General features: G+C 69.2%; 8 protein-coding genes. All 8 read left to right on the top strand.

All coding sequences use genetic code 11. The annotated features are described in order from the left end of the window. Positions 1-17 precede the first annotated feature (17 nt). The 8 genes from bldG (at position 18) to topA (ending at position 12,096) form a co-directional block, all read left to right on the top strand. Positions 18-359 carry an anti-sigma factor antagonist BldG gene (gene bldG / locus ACZ7M2_RS44105; RefSeq protein WP_010986038.1) on the top strand — a complete coding sequence of 114 codons (342 nt, stop codon included), beginning with the start codon at positions 18-20 and terminating at the stop codon, positions 357-359. A gap of 117 nt (positions 360-476) precedes the next feature. Continuing rightward, a complete protein-coding gene (locus ACZ7M2_RS44100; RefSeq protein WP_352052549.1) occupies positions 477-911 on the top strand; it encodes an ATP-binding protein in 435 nt (144 codons plus the stop codon). Positions 912-1,209: 298 nt separating this feature from the next. Then, entirely contained in the window at positions 1,210-3,615 is a 2,406-nt protein-coding gene (locus ACZ7M2_RS44095) for a sodium-translocating pyrophosphatase (RefSeq protein WP_471600097.1), read from the top strand. A 212-nt stretch (positions 3,616-3,827) separates the two neighbouring features. Next, entirely contained in the window at positions 3,828-4,412 is a 585-nt protein-coding gene (locus ACZ7M2_RS44090) for a small secreted protein (protein WP_471600096.1), read from the top strand. Positions 4,413-4,707: 295 nt separating this feature from the next. Continuing rightward, positions 4,708-6,237, top strand: coding sequence for a DUF7059 domain-containing protein (locus ACZ7M2_RS44085; protein WP_471600095.1), 1,530 nt, complete (start codon positions 4,708-4,710; stop codon positions 6,235-6,237). A 156-nt stretch (positions 6,238-6,393) separates the two neighbouring features. Further along, positions 6,394-8,739: a serine/threonine-protein kinase gene (locus tag ACZ7M2_RS44080; RefSeq protein ID WP_471600094.1), complete on the top strand. Its 2,346-nt coding sequence runs from the start codon at positions 6,394-6,396 to the stop codon at positions 8,737-8,739. A gap of 108 nt (positions 8,740-8,847) precedes the next feature. Beyond that, positions 8,848-9,045, top strand: a complete 198-nt coding sequence (locus ACZ7M2_RS44075) for a hypothetical protein (protein WP_352052544.1) — start codon at positions 8,848-8,850, stop codon at positions 9,043-9,045. Between the two features lie 237 nt (positions 9,046-9,282). Continuing rightward, positions 9,283-12,096 carry a type I DNA topoisomerase gene (topA, locus tag ACZ7M2_RS44070; protein ID WP_471600093.1) on the top strand — a complete coding sequence of 938 codons (2,814 nt, stop codon included), beginning with the start codon at positions 9,283-9,285 and terminating at the stop codon, positions 12,094-12,096. The last annotated feature ends 112 nt before the right edge of the window (positions 12,097-12,208 follow it).

Here is a 12,208-nt window from a genome sequence, read left to right as displayed (position 1 = left end):
AAGGTGCTGGAGGATCCGTGGACCTGTCCCTGTCGACCCGTACCGTCGGCGATCGTACGGTCGTCGAGGTCGGTGGCGAAATCGATGTATATACCGCGCCCAAGCTGCGCGAGCAGCTGGTCGAGCTGGTGAACGACGGCAATTTTCACCTTGTCGTCGACATGGAGGGCGTGGACTTCCTCGACTCCACCGGGCTCGGCGTGCTGGTGGGCGGCCTGAAGCGTGTGCGTGCCCATGAGGGTTCGCTGCGACTGGTCTGCAACCAGGAGCGCATTCTGAAGATCTTCCGCATCACCGGTCTCACCAAGGTGTTCCCCATCCACACCTCGGTCGAGGAAGCGGTAGCGGCCACCGACTGACCCCGTCCCCTGGGCGTCACGAGTGATGTGGTGTCCGAGACGGTAGAAGCAATGGACGGGGGGCTGGGCCTCGGCGGCCCGGCCCCCTGACAGCACGCCCGTAGTTGAGGGGGATGCATGGCCACCGTTGAACTCCGCTTCAGCGCGCTGCCCGAGCACGTCAGGACCGCCCGACTGGTGGCGGCAGCGGTGGCGCGCAGGGCCGGAGTGGACGAGGCCGTCCTCGACGAGGTCAGACTCGCCGTCGGCGAGGCCTGTACTCGTGCCGTCGGACTGCACCAGAGCAGCGGCATCTCGGCGCCGGTGCGGGTGACGTTGATCGAGGAGGAGAAGCAGTTCTCCATCGAGGTCGGCGACGAGGCGCCGCGTTCGGCGCCCGGTGAGACGGCACCCGGTGCCACGGGTGATCCGGACATGGATGCCGAGGAGGACGAGATGGGCCTCGCGGTCATCAGTGGCCTCGTCGACGATGTCGAAGTCACCGCCGGTGAGCATGGTGGAGTGATCAAGATGAGCTGGCCGACCACGCCGCCGGCCGCGCTCGTTCCCTGATCGCACCCCCGCAACACACTCGAAGGGCCCTGCTCAGCAGGGCCCTTTTTGTATGCCCGCTCCCGGCCGGGGCCCGCCCCCGCCTTTCGTGAATTCATTCACGATCAATCACGCGATTATTGGATCAAGCGTCAACGCTTTTGGGGCATTACTTCTTTTGGGTTCCATGGAGGCCCGTCGATCATTTGCTGATGGGCATGTGAAGGCGAATTCCGTTTACCGGGCACTGTTTTGATCAGGTTCCGGTACCTACAATCCGTCCACATCTTGAGCTCAGCCCAAGCGTCAAGGAGGACGAATGGCGGGGCTTTCTACCCCTCATCAGTTTGACCATCCCACAACCTTCGCAGCCGCAGTACTGACCCATGACAATCGCTTGATCGTGATGGTCATCGGCGCCGTGGCCCTGGCGGCCCTGGCGGTCGCCGGGGTGCTGGTACGGCAAGTGCTCGCGGCCGGCGAGGGCACCGACAGCATGAAGAAGATCGCGGCGGCGGTCCAGGAAGGCGCGAACGCCTACCTGGGGCGGCAGATGCGCACGCTCGGTGTATTCGCCGTCGTGGTGTTCTTCCTGCTCATGCTGCTGCCCGCGGACGACTGGAATCAGCGCGCCGGACGATCGATCTTCTTCTTGATCGGCGCGGTGTTCTCGGCGACCACCGGTTATACCGGTATGTGGCTCGCCGTACGAAGCAACGTCCGCGTGGCCGCCGCAGCAAGGGAAGCGACTCCCGCCAAGGGCGAACCCGAAAAGGATCTCACCGCCGTCTCGCACAAAGCCATGAAGATCGCTTTCCGTACCGGCGGCGTCGTCGGCATGTTCACGGTGGGGCTCGGTCTGCTGGGCGCCTCCTGCGTGGTGCTGGTGTACGCGGCCGACGCGCCGAAGGTCCTGGAGGGCTTCGGTCTCGGCGCGGCGCTGATCGCCATGTTCATGCGTGTCGGCGGCGGCATCTTCACCAAGGCCGCCGACGTCGGCGCCGACCTGGTCGGCAAGGTCGAGCAGGGCATTCCGGAGGACGATCCGCGCAATGCCGCGACCATCGCCGACAACGTGGGCGACAACGTCGGCGACTGCGCCGGCATGGCCGCGGACCTCTTCGAGTCGTACGCCGTCACGCTCGTCGCCGCGCTGATCCTCGGCAAGGCGGCGTTCGGCGACTCCGGGCTCGCCTTCCCGCTGATCGTGCCCGCGATCGGCGTTCTCACCGCGATGGTCGGCATCTTCGCGGTGGCACCCCGACGCTCCGACCGCAGCGGCATGTCCGCGATCAACCGCGGCTTCTTCATCTCCGCGGTGATCTCGTTGGTGCTGGTGGCGGTGGCCGTCTTCGTCTACCTGCCGTCGAAGTACGCCGACCTCGACGGCGTCACGGACGCGGCGATCAAGGCGAAGGACGGCGATCCGCGGATCCTGGCGCTCATCGCGGTGGCCATCGGCATCGTGCTGGCCGCGCTCATCCAGCAGCTGACCGGCTACTTCACCGAGACGACCCGTCGTCCTGTACGGGACATCGGCAAGAGCTCGCTCACCGGCGCGGCCACCGTCGTCCTGGCCGGTATCTCCATCGGTCTGGAATCGGCCGTCTACACCGCCCTGCTGATCGGCCTCGGCGTCTACGGGGCCTTCCTGCTCGGCGGTACGTCGATCATCCTCGCGCTGTTCGCGGTGGCGCTGGCCGGAACCGGCCTGCTCACCACGGTCGGCGTCATCGTCGCCATGGACACCTTCGGTCCGGTCTCCGACAACGCGCAGGGCATCGCCGAGATGTCCGGCGACGTCACGGGCGCGGGTGCCCAGGTGCTCACCGACCTGGACGCGGTGGGCAACACCACCAAGGCCATCACCAAGGGCATCGCCATCGCCACGGCCGTCCTCGCGGCCTCGGCGCTCTTCGGCTCCTACCGGGACGCGATCCTCACGGCCGCGAACGACGTGGGCGAGAAGGTCTCCGGTCCGGGCGCGCCGCTGAACCTGATGATGGACATCTCGCAGCCCAACAATCTGGTGGGCCTGATCGCGGGCGCGGCAGTCGTCTTCCTGTTCTCGGGCCTCGCGATCAACGCGGTGTCCCGGTCCGCGGGGGCCGTGGTCTACGAGGTGCGGCGGCAGTTCCGCGAGCACCCCGGGATCATGGACTACACGGAGAAGCCGGAGTACGGGCGGGTCGTCGACATCTGCACCAAGGACGCCCTGCGGGAGCTGGCCACTCCGGGTCTGCTCGCCGTCCTGGCGCCCATCGCCATCGGCTTCACGCTCGGCGTCGGCGCGCTCGGTTCGTATCTGGCGGGCGCGATCGGCACCGGCACGCTGATGGCGGTCTTCCTCGCCAACTCCGGCGGTGCGTGGGACAACGCGAAGAAACTCGTCGAGGACGGCCACCACGGCGGCAAGGGCAGCGAGGCCCACGCCGCCACGGTGATCGGCGACACCGTCGGCGACCCCTTCAAGGACACCGCGGGCCCCGCGATCAACCCGCTCCTCAAGGTGATGAACCTGGTGGCGCTGCTGATCGCACCTGCGGTCGTGAAGTTCTCGTACGGCGACGACAAGAACCTCGGTATGCGCATCCTGATCGCGGTGCTCTCGATCCTCGTGATCGTGGGCGCGGTGTACATCTCCAAGCGGCGCGGGATCGCCGTGGGTGACGAAGGCAACGCGGAACGAGTGCCCAAGTCTCACGACGCCGCGGTGGTTTCGTAGCGTTCGGGTCTTTGGGCAGGTCCCCGTGGGCGGGCGGCACGCAGTGGCGTGCCGCCCGCCCGTCGTTCGTGTGGGTCCAGACCTGTGTCGTGAGCCTTCTCTCGTATGGAGCAAATGGCTGCAATAGGGACTAAATCGGAAATTCGCCATAGGGGCGGCGCCCATGCGGCGTGTAAGTTCCGGGGCCGAGAGCCACGGAAGGGACCAATCCGGTGAACAAGAAGCTCACGGCCGCACTGTCCGGCGGTGCGGTACTGGTGCTGGCGCTGTCGGCATGCAGCAGCGGCAGCAGCAGCAAGGACGACAAGCTGGACCCCTGGGCCAAGCAGGTCTGTGACGCGGTGCAGCCGCAGGTCCAGAAGATCGCGGCCGCCAACACCGCGATCCAGAAGGAGACCACGGACCAGAGCGCACCGGCGGACGTGCAGAAGGCCGACTCCAAGGGCTTCCAGGACATTTCCGACGCCTACAAGGCGATGGCGGCTGCCATCGAGAAGGCCGGCCCGCCGGACGTGGACAGCGGCAAGACCAAGCAGGAGAACGCGGTCAAGGAGCTCAATGCCCTTTCCGCCTCCTACGCCGAGCTGGGGAAGCAGTCCGACGCGCTGAACACGAAGGACCAGGCGAAGTTCGCGGATGGTCTCGACGGCGTCGCCAAGCAGCTGGAGAAGCTCAGCAAGACCGGGACCGATGCCCTGAAGGAGCTCGAAGCGGGCGACGTCGGCAAGGCGATGGCCAAGCAGGTGAGCTGCAAGTCCGCCTCCGCGTCCGCCTCGCCGGCGACCACCCAGGGCTGACCCGCCGAGGAGCGCCCGGAGGGCGACCGCAGAGCGGGATTCGGTCCGGCACCCGGAAAGAGCCCGGTACGCGCGCGTACCGGGCCCGTGGCGCGTGCCCTACGGCTCCCGGCACAAACCCACGGTTCTCGGTGACGCACGGCCCATGGTTCCCTGCGCAAGCGCCTCACGGCTCCCTGCACGACCGCCCCCACGGTGCCTCGTACAAAGCCCTAAGGACTCCTCGTGCGGGCTTGTCCACATTCGCACGGGCTCTGCCCACAGGTGTACGTCCCTTTCGGTGGGAACGGACACAATGGGGGACGTGAGTCACACCAGCCTGTCACCGTTGCCCTCGTCCGACCGCGTCGACGTCGCCGCTCGGCTGCGGGACGCCCTGCTCGGCGCCTCGTTCACCGCCGACGGCCTGCTCGATCTGCTCGGCGCCCCCGCGTACGCGGCGCTGGCGCGCAGCGAGACCGTGCCCGCGCTCCGGGCGACCCGCGGGGACACACCGCTGGAGACGCTCGTACGGCTGTTCCTGCTCCAGCAGCCCGTGCCGCACGCGCGCGTGGCGGACGTGCTGCCGGTGGAGGACTGCCTGGAGAGCGGCTGGCTCACCCGGGCGGGGGCGGACGAGGTCGCCGCGACCGTGGACATCCGGCCGTACGGCGGGCCCGGCGGCGAGGACTGGTTCATCGTGTCCGACCTGGGGTGCGCCGTCGGCGGCGCGGGCGGCATCGGCAGCCGGGAGGAGGGCGTCGTCCTGGGTGTGGGCGGAGCGTCCACGACCCTGGCCGGCATCACCGTCCGTACGCCCGTCTCCACCGCGCTCGACCTCGGCACCGGCTCCGGGATCCAGGCCCTGCACGCCGCGCAGCACGCCACGCGCGTGACCGCGACCGACCTCAATCCGCGCGCCCTGCACATCACCGCGCTCACCCTGGCGCTCTCCGGTGCCCCGGCGGCCGATCTGCGCCAGGGCTCCCTCTTCGAACCGGTCGCGGACGACGAGACGTACGACCTGATCGTCTCGAACCCGCCCTTCGTGATCTCGCCCGGCGCCCGGCTCACCTATCGCGACGGCGGGATGGGCGGGGACGATCTGTGCCGCACGCTCGTTCAGCAGTCGGGGGACCGGCTCAACGACGGGGGGTATGCGCAGTTCCTGGCCAACTGGCAGCACGTGGAGGGCGAGGACTGGCAGGACCGGCTGCGCTCCTGGGTGCCGCGCGGCTGTGACGCCTGGATCGTGCAGCGCGAGGTGCAGGACGTCACGCAGTACGCGGAGTTGTGGCTGCGCGACGCGGGCGACCACCGCGACGACCCCGCCGAGTACCAGGCGCGGTATGACGCCTGGCTGGACGAGTTCGAGGCCCGCAAGGTCAAGGCCGTCGGCTTCGGATGGATCACGCTGCGCAGAACGGCGGCCGCCGAGCCCTCGATCACGGTCGAGGAGTGGCCGCACTCCATCGAGCAGCCGCTCGGCGAGACCGTGCGCGCGCACTTCGACCGCGTCGACTACCTGCGGGCGAGCGACGACGCTGCCCTGCTCGCAGGGCACTTCAGGCTCGTGGCCGAGGTCGTCCAGGAGCAGGTCGGGCTGCCCGGCGCCGAGGACCCGGAGCACGTGGTGCTGCGTCAGCACCGCGGGATGCGCCGGGCCACCAAGGTGGACACGGTCGGCGCGGGCTTCGCGGGCGTGTGCGACGGCACGCTGAGCGCCGGGCGGATCCTTGACGCCATCGCTCAATTGGTCGGCGAGGACCCGGTGTTGCTGCGTGACCGGACGCCCGCGCAGATCCGGCTGCTGGTGGAGCAGGGGTTCCTCGAGCCCGCGGAGTGACGGGCTGAGTCGCATGTGCCTGTTCTGACGGGATTGCACGATATTGATCAGGATTGGTCGGTAAAAGGGCTCCTGTCAGTGGTGCGTGCGAAGCTACCTTCAAGAGACAAGCTCCATGCGTCCTCGGGGGAGGCGCGCTGTCTCGGGGGAGGCGCCATGGCAGGGGAGACGCCGGATCAGGGCGAGGGCAGGATCATCGGCGGCCGGTACCGGCTGCTGCGGACGCTCGGCGCGGGCGGCATGGGGAGGGTGTGGCTCGCGTACGACGCGGAGTTGGCCTGCGAGGTCTCCATGAAGGAGATCGCGCTGCCGAACCTGCCGATGGACGCGGCGGAGCATGGGCAGCGCGTGGCCCGGGCGCGCAGTGAGGCCCGACATGCGGCGCGGCTGCGCGGGCATCCCCATGTGGTCACCGTGCACGACGTGGTGGTGCACGAGGGACTGCCGTGGATCGTTATGGAGTACGTGCCGGACGCGGTCGATCTGCAGGCGGTCGTACGGCAGTCGGGGCCGCTGTCGCCCGCTCGGGCCGCCCGGATCGGGCTGGCCGTCCTCGACGCGCTCTCCGCCGGACACCGGATCGGGATCCTCCACAGGGATGTGAAACCGGCCAATATCCTTCTGGCGCCCGACTCTTCGGGTGATCCCTACGCGCGCGTACTGCTCACCGACTACGGGATCGCGCTCCAGCCCGAGTCCCGCGAGCCCCGGCTCACCGCCACCGCCGGCATCCTCGGCACGCCCGGCTATCTCGCCCCCGAGCGCGCCCGCGGCGAGCCGCCCACCCCGGCCGCGGACCTCTTCTCCCTCGGCGCCACGTTGTACGCCGCCGTCGAGGGCCGTGGCCCCTTCGAGCGGCCTGGTCAGTACGCGACACTGACGGCCCTGCTCGGCGAGGAACCGACCCCGCCCGTCCGAGCGGGTGAACTGACCTCCGTGCTGCACGGACTGCTCGTCAAGGACCCCATGCGGCGGTCGTCGCCGGAAGCGGTCGCACGGGGGCTTGAGCGGGTGGTGCAGGCGGCGGCGGGCGGAGCGTTCGGGCCCCTGCCGGGGTATCCCGCGGGGCTACCGCCGGGGTACGTCGCGGGACCGTCGCCCGGGTATGCCGCCGGGGCGCCGCCCGGGTTCCTTGCCGGGGCACCGCCCGGGCATGTCACGGGCTCGCCTCCGGGAACCCCTCAGCTCCCCGGCGTTCCGCAGGCCCCCGGGGTTCCGCAGGTTCCCAGTACTCCGCGGACTCCAGGCGTTCGGCAAATCCCGGGCGTTCCGCAGACCTCAGGCGTCCCGCAAGCCCCCGGCGTTCCGCAGACCTCAGGCGCGCCCTCGACCCCGAACACCCCGTACACCCCGACCCCGTACAACCCGAACGCTCCGCACAACCCCAACACCCCGCACAACCCCAACACCCCGCACAACCCCAACACCCCGCACACTCCACCAGGCGGCCCGGCCGCCCCCGGTGGCCCGTTCGGACCGCCCTCCGGGACCCCGCCTGCGTACGGCCCCTGGCGTCCGTCCACTCCCAGCGGCGCGTACGAGTGGAATCCGTACGCAGGGGCCGGTGCGCCCACCCGGTCCACGGCCGGTCCGCCCCTGTCGCCGGCACGCCGCAGGAGGCCCCTGGTCCCCGTCGGCGCCCTCGTCGTGGGCGTCCTTCTGGTGATCGTCGGCGGCACCTGGGCCGCCGTCTCACTCACCGGCGACGACGGCGGCACGAAGGACGCGACCGCGAAGAAGCGCCCCACAGCGAGCCCGTCGCCGGGACCGACGGGATCGGTGTTTCCGTACGGCGAACAGGTGGGTCTCACCAAGCCGTTGCAGGCCGGCGACTGCGTGAAGGCGGTCTGGTCGGGACCCGCCTTCAAGTCGGCGGTCAACCTGGGCGTCGTGAACTGCGCCAAGGACTGGCCGGACGGCCAGGTCGTGGCCGTCGACACGGCCGACGACTACGCCGACGCCCTCGCCCATGGCGCGCAGCGCTGCACCAGCCAGAGCACGGCGACGGCCGACGCCCTGCCCGACGCGGGTGTCTACGCCGTGGCACCGACGAAGGACGGGTTCGGCGCGGCCAAGGGCGGTACGGCATGTCTCGTGCTCGGACGCCGTGTCGCGATAGGCGGCGAAGTGGGGCGGTTCCGGGACGCGGGGGTGAATCTGTGGCCCACTCAGATGGCCACCGGGGACTGCTGGAGCTACGCGGAGAAGGGCAAGAGCTTCGATGCCCACCTGGCGGACTGTGGTGAGCCGCACACCGACCAGGTGATCGGCACCGCGCAGGCCGCGGCGGGCATGGACTACAAGAAGGCCCTCGCCCAGGGCGGCAAGCTCTGTACCAACAAGTTCGCGTCGAGTTGGGCGTCCGACACGGAGCACACCGTCTCCGGGTGGCTGGCCAGTGAGGAGGAGTGGAATCAAGGATTCAACAAAGTCCTGTGCACCGTGAGGCGGGCCGACGGAACGCGGACGAGCGAGCGGATACCCGATCCCGCCACGGTCTGAGCGGTCCATGGGGCGTCGTCTTCCCCGCGTTCACCGCAGGTTCGCACGTCGGCTTCCGGGGAGTGGCAACCTCCCCACCCTGGGGCTTCGGGGTGGAAGGACATATCAATGGAAAGCGGACCGGCGATCTTCGTGGGGACGGTGTTCGTCCTGTTCGGAGGCGGACTGCTGGTCTGGACCGCGGTGCGGGTGCGGCAGGGCGAGCCCGTCGCCGTCGGTGTGAACCGCGTCGCATCGGCGACGCTCGCAGGTGTCGCCGGAGCTGGTGCGCTGGCGCTCGGGATGTGGTGTCTTACGCGCGCGTGAGAGGCGGCTCTTCGGTAACTGAGAGGTCACGCTCCGGATAGGCCCGAAAGGGCTGCTGGACACTCCGGGCGGCAGGAATGGCGGTAGTCGGGTTACCGTTCGAGTGGCCGTTGCGGGCTTTTCCCGTTTGACACGGGGGCGGGATGTACCGTCACACTCCGCAGCGTCAGCATGACCCGACCCCCGGGACCAAGGCCTGGGGGAGACCCCCTGCGTCGACCGGAGAGAAGAGCGAAGTTGTCCCCGACCAGCGACACCGCACACGGCGGCCGCCGACTCGTCATCGTCGAGTCGCCTGCCAAGGCGAAGACGATCAAGGGCTATCTCGGCCCCGGCTATGTCGTCGAAGCGAGCGTCGGGCACATCCGCGACCTCCCCAACGGCGCCGCGGAGGTGCCGGAGGAGTACACCGGCGAGGTGCGCCGCCTCGGCGTGGACGTCGAGCACGACTTCCAGCCCATCTATGTGGTCAACGCCGACAAGAAGGCCCAGGTCAAGAAGCTCAAGGACCTGCTGCGCGACTCCGACGAGCTCTACCTCGCCACCGATGAGGACCGCGAGGGCGAGGCCATCGCGTGGCACCTCCAGGAAGTGCTCAAGCCCAAGGTCCCGGTCAAGCGGATGGTCTTCCACGAGATCACCAAGGCCGCGATCCAGGCCGCCGTCGCCAACCCGCGCGAGCTCAACCAGAAGCTCGTCGACGCCCAGGAGACCCGCCGCATCCTCGACCGTCTCTACGGCTACGAGGTCTCGCCGGTTCTGTGGAAGAAGGTCATGCCGCGGCTGTCGGCGGGCCGCGTGCAGTCCGTGGCGACCCGGCTCGTCGTCGAGCGGGAGCGCGAGCGCATCGCCTTCCGCTCCGCCGAGTACTGGGACCTGACCGGCACCTTCGGCACCGGCCGCGCCGGTGACGCCAGCGACCCGTCCAGACTGGTCGCCCGTCTGACCGCGGTCGACGGAAAGCGCATCGCCCAGGGTCGCGACTTCGACTCGCTGGGCCAGATCAAGGGCGCGAACACGCTCCACCTGGACGAGACGAACGCCCGTGCGCTCGCCGCCGCCCTCCAGGACACGAACTTCGCGGTCCGCTCGGTCGAGTCCAAGCCGTACCGCCGCTCGCCGTATGCGCCGTTCCGTACGACGACCCTCCAGCAGGAGGCCTCGCGCAAGCTCGGCTTCGGCGCGAAGGCCACCATGCAGGTGGCCCAGAAGCTGTACGAGAACGGCTTCATCACGTACATGCGTACGGACTCCACGACCCTCTCGGAAACGGCGATCTCCGCCGCCCGCGCCCAGGTCACGCAGCTCTACGGCGCCGACTACCTGCCGGCCCAGCCGCGGACGTACGCCGGGAAGGTCAAGAACGCGCAGGAGGCGCACGAGGCGATCCGTCCCTCGGGTGATCGTTTCCGCACCCCGGCCGAGACGGGCCTGACCGGCGACCAGTTCAAGCTGTACGAGCTGATCTGGAAGCGGACCGTCGCCTCCCAGATGAAGGACGCGGTCGGCAACTCCGTCACCGTCAAGATCGCGGGCACGGCCTCCGACGGCCGCGACGCCGAGTTCAGCGCGTCCGGCAAGACGATCACCTTCCACGGCTTCCTGAAGGCGTACGTCGAGGGCGCGGACGACCCGAACGCCGAGCTCGACGACCGTGAGCGCCGTCTCCCGCAGGTCAACGAGGGCGACCCGCTGTCCGCCGAGGAGATCACGGTCGACGGGCACGCCACCAAGCCCCCGGCCCGCTACACCGAGGCGTCGCTGGTCAAGGAGCTCGAAGAGCGCGAGATCGGCCGCCCGTCGACGTACGCGTCGATCATCGGCACGATCCTCGACCGCGGATACGTGTTCAAGAAGGGCACGGCACTCGTGCCGTCCTTCCTGTCCTTCGCCGTGGTCAACCTCCTGGAGAAGCACTTCGGGCGGCTCGTCGACTACGACTTCACGGCCAAGATGGAGGACGACCTCGACCGCATCGCGCGGGGCGAGGCGCAGGCCGTGCCGTGGCTCAAGCGGTTCTACTTCGGTGAGGGCGACGCGACGGGCGCCGCCGAGGCCGGCAACGGCGACGGGGACCACCTGGGCGGCCTCAAGGAGCTCGTCACCGACCTGGGCGCCATCGACGCCCGCGAGGTGTCGTCCTTCCCGGTCGGCGAGGGCATCGTGCTGCGTGTGGGCCGCTACGGCCCGTACATCGAGCGCGGCGAGAAGGACTCCGAGAACCACCAGCGTGCGGACGTGCCCGAGGACCTGGCCCCGGACGAGCTGAGCATCGAGCTCGCGGAGGAGCTGCTCGCCAAGCCGAGCGGCGACTTCGAGCTCGGTACGGACCCGGAGTCGGGCCACCAGATCATCGCCAGGGACGGCCGCTACGGCCCGTACGTCACCGAGGTGCTCCCCGAGGGCACCCCGAAGACGGGCAAGAACGCCGTCAAGCCGCGTACCGCCTCACTCTTCAAGTCGATGTCGCTCGACACGGTGACGCTCGGTGACGCCCTCAAACTGATGTCCCTGCCGCGCGTCGTCGGCAAGGACGCCGAGGGCGTGGAGATCACCGCGCAGAACGGGCGCTACGGGCCGTACCTGAAGAAGGGCACGGACTCGCGCTCCCTGCAGTCCGAGGACCAGCTCTTCACCATCACCCTCGAAGAGGCGCTGGAGATCTACTCCCAGCCCAAGCAGCGCGGGCGCGCGGCCGCCAAGCCGCCGCTCAAGGAGCTGGGCGAGGACCCGGTCAGCGGGAAGCCCGTCGTGGTCAAGGACGGCCGTTTCGGGCCGTACGTGACCGACGGCGAGACCAACGCGACCCTGCGCTCCGCCGACAGCGTCGAAGAGATCACTCCGGAGCGCGGCTACGAGCTGCTGGCGGAGAAGCGGGCCAAGGCTCCCGCCAAGAAGACCGCGAAGAAGGCGGCGGCCAAGAAGGCTCCGGCCAAGAAGGCCCCTGCCAAGAAGACGGCCGCAAAGAAGACGACGACTTCGAAAACGGCTGCCAAGAAGGCTCCGGCCAAGAAGGCCGTTGCCAAGAAGACGGCGGCTTCGGAGAACTGAGGTCCGGGCTCGCGGCCTCCGTCAGGTCTCGCGGTCCCTGTCAGGTCGCGGCCTCTGTCGGACAGATGCAGATGTGGACGCCCCTACACCTTTCGGTGCGGGGGCGTCCACA

The organism is Streptomyces sp. NPDC111507, from assembly GCF_055638955.1.
The sequence above is the reverse complement of the archived record's forward strand: the minus strand, read 5'-3'. Positions and strand labels throughout refer to the sequence as shown.